This is a genomic window from Pirellulales bacterium (genome assembly GCA_035656635.1).
Classification (GTDB): domain Bacteria; phylum Planctomycetota; class Planctomycetia; order Pirellulales; family JADZDJ01; genus DATJYL01.
In genome coordinates this window covers 43,683-62,433 of record DASRSD010000098.1, presented here as the reverse complement: position 1 = coordinate 62,433, position 18,751 = coordinate 43,683, and the positions used below count along the sequence as shown (strand labels likewise).

15 protein-coding genes are annotated in these 18,751 nt (G+C 55.8%); 12 read left to right on the top strand and 3 right to left on the bottom strand.

Annotated features, from left to right (window positions below; translation table 11 throughout):
- From VFE46_09060 to VFE46_09050, 3 genes are all read left to right on the top strand, one after another.
- A partial coding sequence (locus VFE46_09060; protein ID HZZ28139.1) for a hypothetical protein occupies window positions 1-851 on the top strand: 851 nt, incomplete at its 5' end.
- 358 nt (window positions 852-1,209) lie between these two features.
- The gene (locus VFE46_09055) at window positions 1,210-1,551 is read left to right on the top strand and encodes a hypothetical protein (GenBank protein HZZ28138.1); all 342 of its coding nucleotides are present in this window, start codon (window positions 1,210-1,212) and stop codon (window positions 1,549-1,551) included.
- Between the two features lie 226 nt (window positions 1,552-1,777).
- A complete protein-coding gene (locus VFE46_09050) occupies window positions 1,778-2,452 on the top strand; it encodes an FHA domain-containing protein (protein ID HZZ28137.1) in 675 nt (224 codons plus the stop codon).
- A gap of 207 nt (window positions 2,453-2,659) precedes the next feature.
- Here VFE46_09050 and VFE46_09045 read toward each other — a convergent pair whose 3' ends face one another.
- A complete protein-coding gene (locus VFE46_09045) occupies window positions 2,660-3,160 on the bottom strand; it encodes a hypothetical protein (protein HZZ28136.1) in 501 nt (166 codons plus the stop codon).
- Between the two features lie 432 nt (window positions 3,161-3,592).
- Between VFE46_09045 and VFE46_09040 the strand changes: the two genes are divergently transcribed.
- From VFE46_09040 to dnaE, 3 genes are all read left to right on the top strand, one after another.
- Window positions 3,593-3,928, top strand: a complete 336-nt coding sequence (locus VFE46_09040; protein ID HZZ28135.1) for a hypothetical protein — start codon at window positions 3,593-3,595, stop codon at window positions 3,926-3,928.
- Window positions 3,856-4,419, top strand: coding sequence for a PP2C family protein-serine/threonine phosphatase (locus VFE46_09035; protein HZZ28134.1), 564 nt, complete (start codon window positions 3,856-3,858; stop codon window positions 4,417-4,419). Before VFE46_09040 ends, VFE46_09035 begins: the two co-directional genes overlap by 73 nt.
- 552 nt (window positions 4,420-4,971) lie before the next feature.
- On the top strand, window positions 4,972-8,571 hold the full coding sequence (gene dnaE / locus VFE46_09030; GenBank protein ID HZZ28133.1) for a DNA polymerase III subunit alpha: 3,600 nt from the start codon (window positions 4,972-4,974) through the stop codon (window positions 8,569-8,571).
- A 46-nt stretch (window positions 8,572-8,617) separates the two neighbouring features.
- Here the strand turns inward: dnaE and VFE46_09025 are convergent, their stop codons facing one another.
- Together VFE46_09025 and VFE46_09020 are read right to left on the bottom strand one after the other, a co-directional pair.
- The gene (locus VFE46_09025) at window positions 8,618-10,822 is read right to left on the bottom strand and encodes a protein kinase (GenBank protein ID HZZ28132.1); all 2,205 of its coding nucleotides are present in this window, start codon (window positions 10,820-10,822) and stop codon (window positions 8,618-8,620) included.
- A 145-nt stretch (window positions 10,823-10,967) separates the two neighbouring features.
- Window positions 10,968-11,489, bottom strand: a complete 522-nt coding sequence (locus VFE46_09020; protein HZZ28131.1) for a VOC family protein — start codon at window positions 11,487-11,489, stop codon at window positions 10,968-10,970.
- A gap of 397 nt (window positions 11,490-11,886) precedes the next feature.
- Here VFE46_09020 and lysS point away from each other — a divergent pair, with 397 nt between their 5' ends.
- The 6 genes from lysS to VFE46_08990 all read left to right on the top strand — a co-directional run bounded on the left by lysS (window position 11,887) and on the right by VFE46_08990 (window position 18,708).
- Window positions 11,887-13,419, top strand: a complete 1,533-nt coding sequence (gene lysS, locus VFE46_09015) for a lysine--tRNA ligase (protein HZZ28130.1) — start codon at window positions 11,887-11,889, stop codon at window positions 13,417-13,419.
- A 74-nt stretch (window positions 13,420-13,493) separates the two neighbouring features.
- Window positions 13,494-13,868, top strand: a complete 375-nt coding sequence (locus tag VFE46_09010; GenBank protein ID HZZ28129.1) for a GxxExxY protein — start codon at window positions 13,494-13,496, stop codon at window positions 13,866-13,868.
- A gap of 68 nt (window positions 13,869-13,936) precedes the next feature.
- Window positions 13,937-15,514: an FtsX-like permease family protein gene (locus VFE46_09005; GenBank protein ID HZZ28128.1), complete on the top strand. Its 1,578-nt coding sequence runs from the start codon at window positions 13,937-13,939 to the stop codon at window positions 15,512-15,514.
- A 73-nt stretch (window positions 15,515-15,587) separates the two neighbouring features.
- A complete protein-coding gene (locus tag VFE46_09000; protein HZZ28127.1) occupies window positions 15,588-16,388 on the top strand; it encodes an ABC transporter ATP-binding protein in 801 nt (266 codons plus the stop codon).
- An 89-nt stretch (window positions 16,389-16,477) separates the two neighbouring features.
- Window positions 16,478-17,386: a branched-chain-amino-acid transaminase gene (gene ilvE, locus VFE46_08995; protein ID HZZ28126.1), complete on the top strand. Its 909-nt coding sequence runs from the start codon at window positions 16,478-16,480 to the stop codon at window positions 17,384-17,386.
- Window positions 17,387-17,394: 8 nt separating this feature from the next.
- A complete protein-coding gene (locus tag VFE46_08990) occupies window positions 17,395-18,708 on the top strand; it encodes a PQQ-binding-like beta-propeller repeat protein (protein HZZ28125.1) in 1,314 nt (437 codons plus the stop codon).
- Window positions 18,709-18,751 lie beyond the last annotated feature (43 nt).

Genomic DNA, 18,751 nt, shown 5'->3' with positions numbered 1-18,751 from the left:
AGACCTGCACCTACTGTGTCTGCCACATGGTGCCGGAAACCCATACCAAGACCTGCACCTACTGTGTGTGCCACATGGTGCCGGAACAAAAGACCTGCTGCTACACGGTCTGCCACATGGTGCCCGAACAACATGTGAAGCAGTGCCAGTACACGGTCTGCCACATGGTTCCTGAAACGCACACCAAAACCTGCACCTACTGTGTCTGCCACATGGTGCCGGAAACCCATACCAAGACCTGCACCTACTGTGTGTGCCACATGGTGCCGGAACAAAAGACCTGCTGCTACACGGTCTGCCATATGGTGCCCGAGCAACATGTCAAGCAGTGCACCTACTGTGTCTGCCACATGGTGCCCGAGCAAAAGACCAGCTGCTACACGGTCTGCCACATGGTCCCTGAAACCCACGTCAAGCAGTGCCAATACACGGTCTGCCACATGGTTCCGGAAGATCACGTCAGAACCTGCACCTACTGCGTGTGCCACATGGTTTCCGAAACTCACACGAAGACCTGCACCTACTGCGTGTGCCACATGGTTCCGGAAACCCACACGAAGACCTGCACCTACCAGGTCTGCCACATGGTGCCCGAGCAGCACACCGTCGAGATTCCTTACAAGTGCTGTCACATGGTCGAAGAGCAATGCACGAAGACGGTGCCCTACACGATCTGCAAGCCGGTGCACTACACCAAAACGGTGCAGTGCTGCCACTACGAGCCGAAGCAAGTTGCCTACACGGTAACTCGCTGCGTGCCGAAGGTCGTGTGCAAGCAAGTGCCGGTGCAAGTTTGCTGCCCGGCTCCGTGCTGCTCGAGCTGCGAACCCACCTGCGGGTGCGGTGGCTAAGCATCAACCGGGCGCGTAAGCGGCCGGGGTTCCCCGGGGTAGGGGAAGAGCATCCTCGGCTGGCAAATCGCCGGATCATCATAGCGGCCCGGTGTTCCGCACCTGTGGAAGCCGGGCCGGTCTGGTCAACCAAGTGGCGGTCCGATTTTCCCTGAATCGGACCGCCATTTTGCTTTGAAGGAGTGATGATCCATAGCCGGATGCTCACAGCATCCGGATCCGGAAGGCGTGGCCTTCCGGCTAGTTCGAGACGCTGTGAAAATCTGCCACGCGCATTCGTCCGCCGAGCCGCGTTCCGTGAGGTATCCTTCCCATAGAGGATTTGTTGAACTCCCTCTCTTTGCAACACAGCCGCGCTATGCTTAATCGCCTTGCCACATTGACCATCGCCCTAGCCTGCAGCGGCGCCAGCGCCGCGCTCAGTGCCGATTGGATTTTCGATAACGGCCCCTATACCCGCAGCGCCAAAACCGGCAAGCGGGTCGATCAATATCAAGCCCTGCCGCACGTCGATCGCATTCCGTTCGAAAAATTCTTCTCGGAAGATGGTCCACATCCGTTCGGCATGGATTGGTGGACCGATTGGGGTGGGGGTTGGGGCGGCTATGGCTGGGGTGGCTTCGACGCAGCCGCTTCACCCTACATGTGGGGTAACACGGGGATGATGGGCCCCTTTATGTATCCCTGGGGCATGCCATAATCGCCGCGCTCCAACGAAGCTGTGGACCGCTTGACCATCGTTTCCAGGCCATGTTATAAGCGCCAGATGGGGCAAATGCAGCGTTTGACCGCCCAGGACACAGTTATAATCATATAGTGTCCGATGAAATAACTAGCGGCCAAGCCACCAGCGCGGATAGAGGCAAGCGTTTGTAACTCTCGTCGCTGCTGCGGATGGTCCCCCAAGATTTACAATCGTTGCAAGTATGGCCTTGATCACGTTGCGGGTTTTGGATGGCGCCGATCGAGGACGTGTCTTCGACGACATGCCCACGCCGATTACCATTGGTCGGGAAGAGGGAAACACCATCCAATTAAACGACGAGCGCGTCAGCCGCTTCCATTTGAAAATTCAGGAAGACCGCGACAAGGTCGTGCTGACCGATCTGGAAAGCACCAACGGCACCAAGGTCAACGGCGAAGATATTCAACTTCGCATTCTCCGCTTCGGCGACATGATTGCTCTGGGCCGCTCCGTGCTGCTGTTCGGCAAACGGGAACAAATTGCCGAGCGGCTGGCCAACATCAAGCGCGATGCCAACGGCTCGGGCACCATCGGCCGTGAAGAATCGTTGCTATTGGGCAAAAGCGGCGGCAGCGAGTTTGATTTGGATCTCGACAAAAACGCCGACTTGCACAACACGCTGTACGCGCTGGCGCCGCCGGAGCTGCCCCAGCGGCTTAGTCCTGCCCAAGCGGCCCAGCTTTCGGAAATGATTGAGTACCTGCACATTCGCATCCGCGAGCTGTTGGCGAGCGTGAAAATGAAAAGCCCGGCCGATCGCGTGACGCTGGAATTGGAGCAGTGGCAAAACGTGCTCGACCTGCAATCGCACCTGGCCGATTATCTGCGCGAAATCGGCGAGCCCCAAGAGGAATAGACGCTGATGGCCAAATATCATGAGCACCACGGCGCGTGAACAAAATATCGAAGTTGATCCGACCGCGGTCCGTGTTTGGGTCGAAAAGCGGATGGTCTTTTTGGAACTGACCGACGGCAGAATTTTCGGTTTTCCGGCCGATCGTTTCAAAATCCTGAAAGCGGCCAGCGATGAAGCACTTCAGGAAGTGCGAGCATGGGCCGTTCGTCACTTCGTGACTTTCGATGCGGGCGGTGACGCTACGGCCGATGGCGTTTTATCCAAGAACTTGTTAATCGGAATTTCATGGCAAGCCAGGCCTGCTCGTTGTGGCTGGCCGTCGACCATCTCAGTGAGGATCCGAATTTGGGCGCGGTCTAAAAATTCCTTTTTTATCTGCACTTGCCCCACGCGCTTGCCATCTTTGGTCGCTTTCAACTCGATGAGCTTCTTCACGTCATAGCCGTGGCCACCCTGAGTGTCGGTCTCCTTGCTCATCGCAATCACTTCGAGCGAATAAAAGGGCTTCAGCTTCCCTTCGTCGGCCAGTGTAAACACCACGGTCACCGTGTCGCCGCCAGCGTCGTTTACCTGTACGTCGTACTTCAGTCCCCACTCGTCTTTGGAAGAACCCAGCACATTATAAATCGCCCAACTGCGGCCAGACATTAGTAAAATTGCTGCGACAACCAACACAGCCCTCGCCCAGCGTGATAATCGAATGCTCATGGCCCGTTCACCTTGTTAGAATGCGGGAGCGCTAGAGCCGATCCGAGCGTCGGAACCTTGGCTTGCGCCCACCGAGCGGACCATTCAAGCGGCGCGCATCAATTCGAGCAATATCAATCTGCGAGCTAACTTTCTGCTATCGCGGCCCCAATCGCATTCTGCCGCTAGCAAAGCGGGCCTGAATTACCTCCGACTTGCCGGAGAATGGAAACGGTTCCTGACAACCTTTTCTGCGCCCCTGGAGGAGTTGTTTATAGCCACTTATCGCTGGCTGCTGTGAGTGGGCTGCGCAGATTTCAAAAAGAACGTGATCTCGACAAGATGCCAACTCGCTATTCTTTCGTCTTAGGATTCTAGGTATAACCCGGCCCTTTGCGGATTAAGTAAACCGTTCCCGATTCTCGAATTGTTGACGGCACAGAAGGAGCCAACATGTCCCCCATTCGATACCGTCGCACGTCTGTGCGGACCGCACTAGGCATCACCAAGGAAGAGAAGCGGATCAAGCGCGAATTGGGAATTACTGCGATTCTGAAGCCGTTTCGTTGGTGGGGGAACGAAAAACGTAAGCTCAAACGCGAGGTTGGCTATTATTCGCCCGAAGCCAAATTCGCACGGCACTTCTTGCCACGTTCTGTGGTCAGATTGTTCATGCTGCTCGTTGCGGGGCTGACGATTGCTTTCGTGTTCTGGGTATGGAATTCAGTGAGAACCCCGGCAACAGCGGACCATACGGCCGCAACTTATCAGACATCAGGCAGGAGATAGCGAATCAGTCTGCTCTTGCCGACCGCGGCACCGGGCGGCCAATCCCAGGACCATTTATTCCGAGTGTCCGGTGCTCTCGGGCTACCTGGCGCGCATCCGTTCCGACACTGGTTGGCCGTTGCAGCACGCTGCTGAGTCAAACCGCCCTGCAGAATTGTTGGTTTGACGAGGCATACGGCAGCAAAGAATCTGTCCAAAGCGCCACTATGCCGTTGGGGATTATGGAAGATGCAGAATATGAAGAGCAAATCTACGGACCACTTGCACCCGGACAAATATTGTTTGTTGGGACGGATGGCGTTTGGGAAATGCCCAATGATGCCGGCCAGCAATTTGGAAAGCAGCGATTGCGGGAAACAATAATCCAAGCAGCAACCGGAACTGCGGAGGAGATCAGCACAGCGATTCGCGGCGCTCTGACCGAGTTTCGCGGCACACATCGAGCCGTCGACGACGTAACGTTCGTGATTTTGAAAAAGATTGGCGAATAAACCACGCACGTCAAAAGCGCACAAGAATCGGCATGCCATGATGATACTTGTCCGCCGGGTGTCTTGGGCACAGCCGTAGGCGTCGCCCCCAGACTGGCCCAAAAATCGCTTGCCGCGGGTCCAGGCACCATGTATACAGATATACATGTATGGCCCGCGCGATTTGGCCGTGGGCTATCGCTGCATTGCCTGCGAATCAAACGAGCGACTCCGGCCGCGGCGAACGAACATCTGGGCGTTTCCAGAACAGCAAAATCAACCAACAATGCACACGTTTGGACTTAAACCCACTGGATTGTGTCGGTGCCCCTGGGCACGGAGGCCGCAAAATGCCGTCTCCTGCTGTTTGAGCGCGCGACAAAACCACGCCAATTTGTCCGGAAAGAAAAAATCCGGGACAAAAGCGAAAAAATCTCCCAGGGATGCGTGTTCACGTCTTCGCCAGCGCGCATCGCATTGGCTCGCCGCTGTTCGCTCCGTCGGTTGCCTGCTAAAATCGCGGTTTGCGCCATCTGCTCTTACCGATGGATCGATTTTGCCGCGAGGAATCTTATGAGCACCCAGCCTTTTGTTCATCTGCATTGCCACAGTCATTACAGTTTGCTCGATGGCGCTAGTCCGATCGATAAGCTGATTGCGCGGGCCAAACAACACGGGATGAACGCGCTGGCTTTGACCGATCACGGCAATTTGCACGGAGCGCTGCAGTTTTATCAACGGGCCAAAGCGGAAGGCATTAACCCGATTCTCGGTTACGAGGCTTACATTGCTCCCGAAAGCCGGCTGAAGCGCGATGTGGGCAACTTGAAAGAAGCCAGTTACCACCTCACGCTGCTGGCCCAAAACCGCACCGGCTTTCGCAACCTCATCAAACTGGCCTCCAAGGCGTATTTGGAAGGCTTTTACTTCAAGCCCCGCATCGATCGGGAATTGTTGGAGCAATATCACGAAGGCCTGATTTGCTTAAGCGGCTGCGTTTCCAGCCAGTTTAGTCGGGCCCTGCTAAAAGGCACCGGCAAAGAACAACACTTTCTGGCCGAAGCCAAAGAAATTGCCGCCTGGTTCCAGCGACTGTTCGGCGATCGTTATTTCATCGAAATTCAAAACAACGGCCTGGAAATTCAACAGCGGCAAATGGAAGGGGCCGTGGAAGTCGCCCGGCAAATGGGCCTGCCCTTAGTCGCCACCAGCGATGCCCACTACGTCAACCAAGAAGACGCCGACGCCCAGGACGTCATGCTGTGCATCAACACGGGCAAGTTCCGGTCGGACACCAATCGCTTGCGGATGGACACCAACCAGTTTTTTCTGCGCAGCCCAGCCGAAATGTACGCGGCTTTTCCCGGCCTGGACGAAGCGCTGAAGCAAAGCCAGTTGATTGCCGACAGCGTGAATATCGAGTTGGAGCTGGGCAAGCGGCATTTTCCGAACTTTGATCCGCCCGATCGCCAACCACCCACCGATTATTTGCGTGAACTGTGCCTGCGCGGTCTGAAAGAACGGTATGCCCAGCGGCCCGACCGGTGTGAAAACGGCGAGCTCAAGCCGGATGTGCTGGCGCGGCTCGATCATGAATTGAACGTCATCAACACGCTCGGCTTCCCGAACTACTTTCTCATCGTGTGGGACTTTGTGCGTTATGCCCGCCAGCAAGGCATTCCCGCCACCGCCCGCGGTTCGGGGGTGGGCTCACTGGTGTCGTACGCGTTGTATTTGAGCCACGTTTGCCCATTGGAATTCGATTTGCTGTTCGAGCGGTTTTTGGATTTGAATCGCCGGGAAGCGCCCGATATCGACATCGACTTTTGCAAAGACCGCCGCGGCGAAGTCATTCAATACGTGAAGGAAAAATACGGCGCGGACAACGTCGCTCAAATTGGAACATTCGGCACGCTGGCCGCCCGGGCCGCCATTCGTGATGTGGGCCGCGCGCTGGGCATGCCCATTCCCCGGGTGGATGCCATCGTCGCGATGGTGCCCGACGTGCTGAACATTACGCTGGACGCGGCACTGGAGCAAAGCGCCGATCTGAAAAAAGCTTATCAAACCGATGGCGAAACGCATGAACTGCTGGACTTGGCCCGGAAGATCGAAGGGCTAGCGCGGAATGTCGGCACCCATGCGGCGGCGGTCGTGATTGCCGATCGTCCGCTGATTGAATACGTGCCCCTGTGCCGGGTGCAAAACAAAGATGAAATTATCACCCAATGGGCGATGGAAGATGTCGAACGCGCCGGCCTGTTGAAAATGGATTTTCTCGGCCTGCGCAACTTGACCGTCCTTTCGAAAGCGGTCGATTTGATTGAGCAAACGACAGGCCAGCGCGTTGATCCTTACCAATTCCCCTTGGACGATGCGGAAACGTTCGCCCTGCTTTCCCGCGGGGAAACCAAAGGCATTTTCCAATTGGAAAGCGGCGGCATTCGCGATTTGCTGCAAAAGATGAAGCCTGACCACTTCCGCGATATTATCGCCACCAATGCGCTGTATCGCCCCGGACCGTTGGAAGGGGGCATGGTGGACGATTACGTGCAGGTGAAGCTCGGTCGCAAAAAAGCGACGTATTTGCATCCCGTGATGAAAGACGTGCTGGAAGAAACACACGGCGTCATGGTGTATCAGGAACAGGTGATGCGCATTTTGAATCGCCTGGGGGGCATTGATCTGGCCGACGCTTACACCTGCATTAAAGCCATCAGCAAGAAGAATTTGCCGAAGATCGCCAAATTTCAGGAAGATTTTATCGCCGGCGCCGTGCAGCAAGGCCTGAGCGAAAAACAGGCGACGGAACTTTTCGAGCTGATTGCCAAATTCGCCGGTTACGGGTTCAACAAATCGCACAGCACGGCCTACGCACTGATTGCCTACATGACGGCGTATTTGAAAGCGCATTATCCGCTGGAATTTATGGCGGCCCTGTTATCGGGCGACATCGATGGGCGGAATTTCAAAAAGAAAGATTCCCTCGTAGAGCACTTGGATGATTGCCGCCGCATGGGATTGGAAGTGCTGCCGCCGGATGTCAACACGTCGCAGGCCGATTTCACGGTGCGCGACGGCAAAATTGCGTTTGCTTTGGCGGCGATTAAAGGCTGCGGCGGCACGGCTGGCGATGCAATTACCGCTGCCCGCCGCGCGGAGGGACCGTTCCAAAGCCTGTTCGATTTTTGTGAGCGGTGCGATCCTTCCGTCGTGAACCGCACGGCCGTGGAAAGTTTGATTAAAGCCGGCGCGTTCGATCAACTTTCCAATCACAGCAATCGTGCGGCCCTGTGGCAATCGCTGGACCGGGCTTTGCAAGCGGGAGCCGCGAAGCTGGCGGACAAACGGGCAGGCCAAAGAGGCTTGTTCGATGACGATTCGGCCAGTCAGCAAGTAAGTGCCGCAGGGGAATCGCTGATTTCCGTGCCGGAATGGCCGGAAAAGGAACGGCTGTCGTGCGAGAAGGAAGTGCTGGGCTTTTATCTCAGCAGCCATCCGTTGGCGGAGCACCGCGATTTGCTTGCCACGCATTGCTCGCACACGACCGTTGAAATTGGTGGCCTGCCGCCACGGGCCGAAGTTACGCTCGGCGGCCTGCTTTCGGCGGTGAAAATATCTTACACCAAGAATCCACGACCCGGTTCGACACACACCAAGTACGCCATGTTCGATGTGGAAGATTTGGAAGGGATCATCCGCTGCATCGTTTGGCCGGAGGAATTTGTGAAATTCGGTCCGTTGGTGCAAGCCGAAGCCATTTTGGCGGTGCGCGGCGTCGTCGATCGACGGGCCGGCAGCGAGGAATCCAACCTCATAGTGAACGAACTGCTGCCGCTGGAGGAATTGCGACGCCGAGGCACGAAAGGAATTTTGATTCGCGTCAACGAGGAGACGCACGGCGCCGCGGCCTTGGAGCAACTGCGCGAGCTGGCTGCGGAATTCCCCGGCGAGGCGGAATTGAACTTAATGCTATGCCTGGCCGACGGCCACCGTTTGCACTTGAAAAGCGATTCGTTGCACGTGGAAGTGACTGCCGAGCTGCGGCAACGCATTGATCAGGTTTTGGGCCCGGGAAATGTGCGTGTGCTAACAGCGCCCCGGCCGACTGCAACCATAGCGCCGCGGCCGGCACACTTTGCGGCTCGTTCCACTACGGCAGCGAATAATTGAAGGCAGCAGAAATGGGTTGTTTCGGGTAAGTCACTGGCAGATTTTATCAACTGCCTGCGTGAACGGTTTCCGCAGCCGATTTCGAAAGCGCGCCCGTTGGTTGCCAGTGGGCCGGCGATTCCGTCATTCGCAAAACGAGCCACCACAGTCCGAGAATTACCAACCCGATTACTCCCAATGCTACCGCGCCACTCCCCAAAAGACTGCTACGCAATTGCGTCAATGTCATACCGATGGCCTGCTCGTACGGATCTTGCACAATAATTACCCAGCCCGAGGGCACGACGTGCTGTTTGCGTCCCTCGCCTTCCACAAGTTCGACGGGCGCTTCTGCCGCCAGATAAGGCTGCCGGTAATCGCCCCCTTCGTCGTCCTTTCCCAGCGGGTCATAGTATTCGGCAGCGCCGTCCTTCAATTGTTCAATGGCCTCCTTCGAAATGCGATATTTTTCATCGTTGACGAAGCGGTCGATGTGCGAATCCGATTCCTTCCGCAGCTTCTGCAACAGCGGATGCTGCAAAATCAAACCTTTGTGCGCCCCGTCGCGGACATCCACCAGCACCGGAAATTGCCGATTCTCTTCCAGCAAATTGATGAAGTTGCTCGCCAGCTCGAACGACACGCCAACGACGCCCAAGAATTGTTTTTTGTCGGGATTCTTTTCGTCGGGTTTGAATACGGGCGTAGATATCGACACGACCCAGCGGCCAGGATTATCGAGCCGGGGATATGCCGCGGAAAGCTGCGTGTTTTGCACGTGTTGGTCCGCAGCGGGGCGCCAATCGGTCGGCTGGTCGGTCGGGCCGCCGTAAAAATAACTCATCCAAGCGTAATTGTGCCCCAGCGATGGGTCATAAGCGAACCACCGAGCCACTTGCACGCCGCGGGAGTCGGTTATGAACCAACTTTCGCTGTGTTTATTTTCCGCGAGCATTTCGTTGTCGAAAAACTTCAGCCGGTTTTGCAGAACTACCGCCTCTGGCGCCTTGCGCAGCTGATCGACTAACTCGTTGAAGCGTGTTTTCGTCTCCGCCGGATCGTTCAGTCCTGACAGGACGGCGTGCACTTGCGGATTGTTTTGCATGGCGCTTAGAGCAGCAATAACTTCCGGATCGCGGGCCGCTTCTTCAACATCGTAAAACCGGCTTTGTAATTCGGCGCCGGCGCCCCGAGCTGCACTTTGGGCGGCAAAACCTAAGCCTTTCAGTGCGCTTTGAGTGAGCGCCTCGTTGGAGCGCTGCAGCGAAGTACTGAACCACAACCACGCTGCCACGGACATCACCGCCAGGAGCAACACTGGCCCCAGCGCTCCTAAAACCACCAAGGGTCGCCTGGATCGCCGGCGCTGGCGGGCATCCAACGCATCGAGTACGGTTTGTACGGTGGGAAACCGCTCCGTTGGCTCGACCGCTAAGCAACGATCGATAATCGTCGCCAGTTCATTATCAACGCCATGCACTACATGGTGCTCCAAGGGCGGCGGCGATTCTTCAATCAACTTCCGATAGCGTTCCAGTCGGCCGGTCAAGTCAGGTGCATCATCAATTTCGCTCAGGCTGTGTTTGTTACGATAAGGTGGATGTCCCAGCAGCAGTGCATAAAAGATAGCACCCAGCGCGTACACATCCCAGCGCGCATCGGCCACCGCTCGGGCATCGGCCTGTTCCGGCGCCATGTAAAATAGTGTGCCCAGCGCCGGGGTTTGCTCACTGGAAAGCCGCGATTGCCCAAAATCGGCAAGTCGCGGTTTGCCGTCTTGATCGAGCAAAATATTGGCCGGTTTCAAGTCGCAGTGCAAAATGCCCTTGCTGTGCGAGTGCGTTAACCCCACGGCAATTTCGCGAAACAGCGCGGTCGCGTCCGATGCTGAAAATGGACCTTGTTCCTCTAAGCGTTCAGCGAGCGAACCGTGCTCAATATACTCCATTACGTAATAAGGAGGCTCGGCTTCCCAACCGACATCAAGTAGTTGGACGACATAACGATCGGCCGACAAGAAAGCCAGCTTTTCCACCTCGTGCGACAGTAGGGACCAATCCAGCCCACCGCGATGCAAATAAAACTTGATCGCAACTTTCCGACCGGTGGTGCGATCAATTGCGACCCACACCTCGCCGTAAGCGCCAGCGCCCAAAAAGCGCCGGGGCTCATAACCGGGTACATCGCACGGGGGCGCGGCGCGTTGCCGGCTAAGGTTGAGCGATCGCTCCAGCTCTTCGCTTCCCTGCGCTTGAGTGAAATCAGATGTCATACAGTGGGCGGGAAGATGACGGTGGGACGGATACCGAAACTCATCGCCGGTGAACCGTACTTTTAATCTACCACCGACAAGGGCCCCCGTGCCACCGCCTTAGGGCTGCAAATGCGTACCGTAGAGCGGCATTTGCAGGTCGGTTTTAACCGTTCGGCCAGGCAAACAAGCGGATCGTGTTGCCGTCTGGATCAGAAGTTATGATCTCCTGAAACCCCTCCGGATTTTCTCGCGGGCGTGTCACCGGTGAACTGGCTTCCAACAGCCGCTGGCCAATACGATCTAGGTTCTCGACTTCGAAGCCTAAGCTCCACCGCCCGCTAGCTTCGCCGGCGCTATTTCTTGCTAGCAGGCTAAGCCGAGTTTCTCCGGCTTCGAACAGCGCGTAACCATCTTCCGGCACACGCACCAATACGCGTAAACCCAACGTTTCCCGATACCACTTGACCGCCTGTTCCCACTGATTGGTGCGCAGTTCCACGCAATATAGCCCGGGCCGAGTTTCACGTTTGTAACCAATGCTCATCGTATAAGCAGATCGGGATGGCTTGTGTTCGGTCGAACGTGTGGCGGCAGGGCGCGCCTGCGTGGATTTAGGATCGTACAACCTCGGGGCCTGTTTGGGCGAGGGGGTCGGACGTGCAGCCTGTTGGTGGTGTGCTGGCATAGCGCTGGAACCTTTATGAGACTACTGAACCGGGTGCGGGATAAGTCTCTCTCTATATCTATTAAGCGGATTGGCTCGCCGAATGGTGCGAATTTTTTTGGAATTTATCTGGATTCGGTTCGGCGGAAGGTTTTCACTGGTTTTGCACTCCGGGCAATCAAGCTAGATTTCTCGACCGGCAAACAGGTTACATCATTTGTCGCCAACAATTTCCGAGGCGTCACAAACCTCAAGTGGTTATTCGCTTGCGTTCTTATTTCCTTTTCAATATTCCATGTTCCTATGCCAAGTATCTCGGCCTTGTAACTGGCATTCGTGGCTGACATTGACCCCCAATCCGTTTTCACTAAAATGTTGCGGTTCTTAGGGTTAAGAGAAACGCGCAATGTCCGCCACAATGACCCACCCTGCTGGCAATTCGTCTGAAAGTCCCGGCGATGCGTTGGAAATCGCCCGCCGTGAAAAACTGCGCAAAATCGTGGCCCTGGGAATCGATCCCTGGGGTTCGCGGTTCGACGGTTATCAGGCCATTGGTGAAATACGCCGCCGGGAAACCGAAATTGCCGTGTCCGAACCCGCCGCCGGCAGCCAGCATGGCGAGCAGCATGGCCCCCGGGTTCGTGCCGCTGGCCGCATTGTCCTGATGCGTGATACCGGCAAGCTCATTTTCGCCAACATCCGCGACTGGACCGGCCAGATTCAACTCTATATCGGCAAAAAACAAGTCGGCGACCAGAATTGGTCCCTGGCCCAATGCTTCGACTTGGGCGATTTAATCGGCGTCGATGGCGAACTGAAGCGCACAAAAACCGGCGAGCTAACGATTTTCGTCGACAAGCTTTTTTTTCTGACCAAGTCGCTGGAAACACCCCCCGATAAATTTCACGGCCTGAGCGATCCAGAATTGCGCCAGCGGCAACGCTATCTCGATTTAATTCACGGCGAAGGGGTGCTGCCGCGGTTTATCAATCGCACCAAAATTGTGCAATCGATCCGCCAAACGCTGGCGGGGGAAGGGTTTGTCGAAGTCGAGGGGCCCACGCTGCATTCCATTGCCGGCGGAGCGGCGGCCCGGCCGTTCAAAACGCATCACAATGCGCTCGATATCGATTTGTTCATGCGGATCGCGCTGGAGCTGCATCTCAAGCGGCTGTTGGTCGGCGGCATGGAGCGCGTGTTCGAGCTGGGCCGTGTCTACCGCAACGAAGGCATTAGCCCGCGGCACAATCCGGAATTCACCATGCTGGAGTTGTATCAGGCTTACGGCGATTATCACTCGATGATGGATTTGACCGAAAAACTCATCGTCAATGCCATCCGCGCCATGCAACCCGACCAAAACGCCCCGCCCAATTTCGAACTCCCCTACGGCGATGTTACGATCAATTTCACTCCGCCGTTTGCCCGCAAGACGTATGACGAGTTATTCCAACAACACACGGGCGTAGCCGGCGATGACCAGGCTGGAATTAAAGTGCTCGCGGAAAAAATCGGCTTCGACACCGCCGGCAAGCATCCGGACGTGATCAAGAGCGAAGTGTTTGAAGAAAAGGTGGAAGACAAACTTGTGGGGCCGGTCTTCGTGATGGATTACCCGGCCAGCACTTGCCCGCTCACCAAGCGCAAGCGTGATAACCCGGACATCGCCGAGCGATTTGAGCTGATCGTCAACGGCATGGAAGTGGCCAATGCCTATACCGAGCTAAACGATCCCGACTTGCAGGCCGAGTTGTTCAGCAAGCAGCTGGCTGGCCAGAAGGAAGAAGATTCCATGGCGAAAATGGATCACGATTTTATCCGCGCCCTGCGGCACGGCATGCCGCCGGCCGGCGGCTTGGGCGTCGGCATCGACCGGCTCGTGATGCTTTTGACCAACAGCACTTCCATCCGCGATGTCATTTTGTTCCCGCTCTTACGCCCGGAAATATAATTCACCACGGAGGCACAGAGAACACGGAGAGAATTGAGAAAGTACGAATTGAATCACGTTGCGAAAGGGCAGAAATGTTGATTCATGAAGATATTACAAACCAGATCATTGCCAGTGCGATCGAAGTTCATAAAGAAATCGGTCCAGGATTGTTGGAAAGTGCCTACCAGGAATGTCTTTGTCGCGAATTGAGTTTGCGCACCGTGCCCTTCATCCGAGAAGCTCCAATTGCAATTGCTTACAAAGGAATTCATTTAGATTGTGGCTATCGAATTGATTTGCTTGTCGCAGATGCCGTTGTCGTCGAGATCAAAAGTATTGATGAAATTATCCCGATTCACGAGGCCCAGTTGCTGACGTATTTAAAACTCAGCAGAAAAAAAGTTGGCCTGCTAATCAATTTCAACGTTCCGCTGCTCAAGGATGGAATCAAACGCCGGGTTTTATAATTTTGCCTGCTCTGTGACCTCCGTGTCTCCGTGGTGAACTCACGGATTCACAAGCCAAAGGATTGGCCATGTACAAACTGCTTCTCTGCTGGCGTTACTTGCGGACGCGCTACATTGCGCTGGCTTCCATCATCAGCGTGACGCTGGGCGTGGCCACCATGATTGTGGTCAACGCCGTCATGTCCGGGTTCTCCCACGAAATGGAAGACCGCATGCATGGGGTGCTTTCCGACGTGGTGTTGGAAGGGCACGGCATGGAGAACATCGAAAACCCGCAGTTCGTGATGGATACCATCCGGATGTTGGCCGGTAACTCGATCGCTGGGATGACGCCCACCGTCCACGTGCCGGGCATTCTTACGTTTCGTGCGAATGGGCAAGACCACTCACAGCAAATCATGTTTATCGGCATTGACGAGGCGACGTACGCTTCGGTGAGCGATTTTTCCAAATATCTCAACCATTCAGACAATCGCGAACATTTGAGCTTTAAGCTGCGCGAAGATGGGTACGATGTGCGCGATCATCAACTTCAGGACAAAGCTCCGTTGCGTCTGGGCATGGAACAAGCTGGTTGGCAACGGCGGAGACTGGCGGCCGAACGGCAAAAGGCCTGGGAGGAACAACAATCTCATGAAATGCCGATTCGAGAATCAACTCCTGATTCCGCTGAAAATCAGAACCAAGATTCAATCAATCACCGTGCCGATGCTGAATCGCAAAATCTGCAAAAGCATCCTGCGACTGCCGCTGCCAAGCAGGATCCCTTTGGCCCGCAGCAATATGTTCCCTTTGATCCAGCCAAGGAACAGCATCCCGGAGTGATTCCAGGAATTGCCTTGGCAAGTGGACGCGATCACGAAGGGAATGATCATTTTTTCCTGCTGCCGGGCGATGATGTCCGCATTACGATTCCCACCGCCGGCACGCAAATTAAGGGCCAGGATTGGCCGTTTACGGTTGTCGACTTCTATGAAAGCAAAATGAGCGAATACGATTCGTCGTTCGTGTTTGTGCCCATCAAAGAATTGCAAGAAATGCGCGGCATCGGCACCAATGTTTCCGCGATCCAAATCAAGCTCAAGCCGGGCATCGATCCGGATACAGTACGCGACCAATTGCGCAGCAAATTCCCGCCGGAGCTGTTCGGCGTTTATACCTGGCGCGATAAGCAAGGCGCCTTGTTGGCCGCCGTGCAAATGGAACGTGCTGTGCTCAATATTCTGCTGTTCATGATCATTGCCGTGGCCGGGTTTGGCATTCTGGCGATATTTTTCATGATTGTGGTGGAGAAAACCCGCGACGTGGGAATCCTGAAATCGCTGGGCGCTTCCAGCCGCGGGATTCTCGGCATTTTTTTGGGTTATGGGCTGTCGCTGGGTTTGGTCGGCGCCGGGGTGGGCATGGCGATTGGATTGTTGTTTGTGCACTACATCAATCAAATTCGCGATGCCTTGGAGTGGGTTACGGGGCAGCCAGTATTCGATCCGGCGATTTATTATTTCTACGAAATTCCCACGATTATCGATCCCGTAACCGTCACGTGGATTGTGGTGGGCGCGCTTTCGATTGCGGTCCTGGCCAGCGTGCTTCCGGCGCTGCGTGCTGCCCGTTTGCACCCCGTGGAGGCCTTGCGCTATGAGTGAACAGGCGAAATTGATTGTGCCGCGCCGTGCCACAACATCTTCCAATTCAATCATCTCCGCTCCCCACGCATCTATGCCAACTGCCAATTCCACACTTTTGCCGCCAGACTCAGAATCTGTGCTTCCTCATTCCCCACTCCCCATTCCCCATTCCCCATTATCGAATTCTGCCGCCATCCATCTCTCCGCGGTGGCACTGCAAAAAACCTACCGCAAGGGTCAGCTCGACATTCCCGTTCTCACCGGTGTCGATTTAGAAGTGAGGCAAGGAGAGTTTTTGGCGATTGTGGGCCAAAGTGGTTGCGGCAAAAGCACGCTGCTGCACTTGCTGGGCACGCTCGATGGCCCGACCGCCGGCGAAGTTCATTTTTTTGACCAGCGGATCGACAACTTACCTTCGGCGGCGCGCGATCGATTGCGCAACGAGCGGTTCGGCATGATCTTTCAGTTTTATCACCTGCTGCCGGAGCTGACGACGCTGGAAAATGTGCTGGCTCCGCTAATGATTGGCCGCAGCGTGTGGAGCTACTGGCGCAGCCGCAGCCAATCTGTCCAGCGAGCCCAAGAGTTGCTGGCCACACTGGGGTTGGGTCACCGGCTGAAACATCGGCCCCGCGAACTTTCCGGCGGCGAAATGCAACGGGTAGCAATTGCCAGGGCTTTAATTGCCCGGCCGCAAGTGCTGTTGGCCGATGAGCCAACGGGCAATCTTGACCAAGGCACGGGTCAGGAAATCTTACGAATTCTGCGAACCTTGAATGCAGAGCAGGGGCTCTCTATAGTCATGGTGACGCACGACGCCGCCATTGCCGCCAAGGCAGACCGCATTGTGCGCTTGGCCAATGGCCAGGTTGTTGCGCCGGGGGTCGAATAATCTGGGCGACGGTGTGTCAAACCTGTCTGTTTGCAAAAAAGCGCGCCGCTCCGCCAAGTAAGCCCTATTCCTTTGCAAAGAAAATAGCCATGCCGGAACTTAAAAATCAACCACAGGCCGCTCCGTCCGCTGCTGTGCGCAAATCGCTTCAGATTTACATCAACGGCAAGTTGCTCGAAAAGGAAGACGCAAAAATCAGCGTTTACGATCACGGCCTGTTATACGGCGATGGCGTGTTTGAAGGCATGCGCAGTTACGGCGGCAAAGTGTTTCGGCTCCAGCGGCATTTAGATCGGCTGTGGAGCTCGGCCAAAGCCATTTGGTTGGAAATTCCACTCAGCCGTGCGGCCCTGGCCCAGGCGGTGAACGACACTCTGGCGGCCAATGGCATTAGCGATGGCTACATTCGCCTCGTGGTGACCCGCGGCGCCGGCACGTTGGGGTTGGATCCCAATCGGTGTAGCAATCCTCAAGTGATTATTATTACCGATAAAATTGAGCTGTACCCAGAGGATTTTTACCGCAACGGCTTGGAAATTGTCACCGCCAGCACCATGCGCAATCATCCCGGCGCGCTCAACCCCCGCATTAAATCGCTGAATTACTTGAACAACATTTTGGCGAAAATCGAGGGGTTGAAAGCCGGATGTAGTGAAGCATTAATGCTCAACCACAAGGGCGAAGTGGCCGAGTGTACTGGCGATAACATCTTTCTGGTGCGCGGCGGCATGCTGCAAACCCCGCCGCTCGATGCCGGTATTTTGGAAGGCGTGACTCGGGATGCGGTGATCGAACTGGGCCGCGGCGCAGGCATTGCCGTGCAGGAAATGTCGCTCACTCGGCACGACGTGTACATTGCGGACGAATGTTTTCTCACGGGCAGCGCCGCCGAAATCATTCCCGTGGTGAAAATCGACAACCGCGCCATTGGCGATGGCAAGCCCGGCCCCATCACGCGCGATTTAATCCAGCGCTTTCACAAACTGACGCGGGAATAGCATCACCGATGTCTGCTTGCAAATCGATTGCAATTGGCGTGGTTCTCTGCTGGGCTTCGCTGCACAGTTCGCTGGCCGACGATTGGCCGCAATGGCGTGGACCGCTGCGCGATGGCGTTTGGCGGGAAACGGGGGTTGTCGAAAAGTTCGATGCGCCGCAACTCCCCATTCAATGGCGGGCGGAAATTGGTCCTGGTTACAGCGGACCAACCGTGGCGGCAGGCCGCGTGTATGTGACTGATCGTCAAGTCGAGCCCGCGCAAGTGGAACGGGTTCACTGCTTCAATGCCGCCACCGGCAAGCCGCTGTGGCACCACACCTACGATTGCCCCTATGTGGGCGTCGGCTATGCCGCCGGGCCGCGCGCTGCCGTGACGATTGACCAAGACAAGGCGTATTCGCTGGGTGCGATGGGAAACCTGTTCTGCTTCAATGCTGCCACAGGCGATGTTTTATGGCAAAAAGATTTGAAAGCACTTTACAACATCAAAATGCCGATGTGGGGCATTGCCGCGGCGCCGCTGATCGACGGACAGCGGTTGATTCTCAACGTCGGCGGAGAACATGCGTGTGTCGTGGCCCTGGATAAAACCACCGGCGAGGAAATTTGGAAAGCGCTGGACGATCCCGCGCAATACTCTGCGCCGATTCTGATCCAGCAAGCCGGCCGGCCCGTGCTCGTGATTTGGACCGGTGCGGGCGTGGTGGGACTCAACCCGGCCGATGGTAGCGTGTACTGGCGCGAAGAAATGAAGCCCAAGCAAATGCCCATCGGCATTGCCACTCCCGTGGTTGCCGGCGACTTGTTGTTTGTGTCGTCGTTTTACGATGGTTCGCTCATGTTGCGGTTAAAGACAGATTCCGCAACCGCGCGGCCAGCCGTGGAGCGCGTGTGGCGAAAAGTCGGTCCCGACGAAATCCATACGCAAAGCTTGCACTGCATGATCGGCACTCCCATTTTAGAAAATGGGTACGTTTATGGCGTCGATAGTTTCGGTCAGTTGCGGTGTCTCGATGCTGCCACCGGCGAGCGCATTTGGGAAAGCCAGGATGCGGTGCCTAAAGCTCGTTGGGCAGCCATTCACATGATTCGCCACGACGACAAAGTATGGATGTTCAACGAGCGGGGCGAATTGCTGATCACCCGGTTGTCGCCTACCGGTTTTGAAGAAATCAGCCGTACCAAGCTGATCGAACCCACGACCGGTCAGTTGGATCAGCGTGGCGGCGTGTGCTGGTCGCACCCGGCCTTTGCCAACCGGCATGTTTTTGCCCGGAACGACCAAGAGCTTGTATGTGCATCACTGGCCGCACAAAACTAAGCCGCCGCAGCTAAATCGCTGGGCATTTCGTGCCATCGACTTA

Excerpts from the sequence above, each read along its gene's own strand:
- ilvE (HZZ28126.1), top strand. The coding sequence starts at position 16,478 with ATGCCGGAACTTAAAAATCAACCACAGGCCGCTCCGTCCGCTGCTGTG.
- VFE46_09010 (HZZ28129.1), top strand. The coding sequence starts at position 13,494 with ATGTTGATTCATGAAGATATTACAAACCAGATCATTGCCAGTGCGATC.
- VFE46_08990 (HZZ28125.1), top strand. The coding sequence starts at position 17,395 with ATGTCTGCTTGCAAATCGATTGCAATTGGCGTGGTTCTCTGCTGGGCT.
- VFE46_09020 (HZZ28131.1), bottom strand. The coding sequence starts at position 11,489 with ATGCCAGCACACCACCAACAGGCTGCACGTCCGACCCCCTCGCCCAAA.
- VFE46_09055 (HZZ28138.1), top strand. The coding sequence starts at position 1,210 with ATGCTTAATCGCCTTGCCACATTGACCATCGCCCTAGCCTGCAGCGGC.
- VFE46_09050 (HZZ28137.1), top strand. The coding sequence starts at position 1,778 with ATGGCCTTGATCACGTTGCGGGTTTTGGATGGCGCCGATCGAGGACGT.
- lysS (HZZ28130.1), top strand. The coding sequence starts at position 11,887 with ATGACCCACCCTGCTGGCAATTCGTCTGAAAGTCCCGGCGATGCGTTG.
- VFE46_09005 (HZZ28128.1), top strand. The coding sequence starts at position 13,937 with ATGTACAAACTGCTTCTCTGCTGGCGTTACTTGCGGACGCGCTACATT.
- VFE46_09040 (HZZ28135.1), top strand. The coding sequence starts at position 3,593 with ATGTCCCCCATTCGATACCGTCGCACGTCTGTGCGGACCGCACTAGGC.
- VFE46_09025 (HZZ28132.1), bottom strand. The coding sequence starts at position 10,822 with ATGACATCTGATTTCACTCAAGCGCAGGGAAGCGAAGAGCTGGAGCGA.
- VFE46_09000 (HZZ28127.1), top strand. The coding sequence starts at position 15,588 with ATGCCAACTGCCAATTCCACACTTTTGCCGCCAGACTCAGAATCTGTG.
- dnaE (HZZ28133.1), top strand. The coding sequence starts at position 4,972 with ATGAGCACCCAGCCTTTTGTTCATCTGCATTGCCACAGTCATTACAGT.
- VFE46_09045 (HZZ28136.1), bottom strand. The coding sequence starts at position 3,160 with ATGAGCATTCGATTATCACGCTGGGCGAGGGCTGTGTTGGTTGTCGCA.
- VFE46_09035 (HZZ28134.1), top strand. The coding sequence starts at position 3,856 with ATGGAATTCAGTGAGAACCCCGGCAACAGCGGACCATACGGCCGCAAC.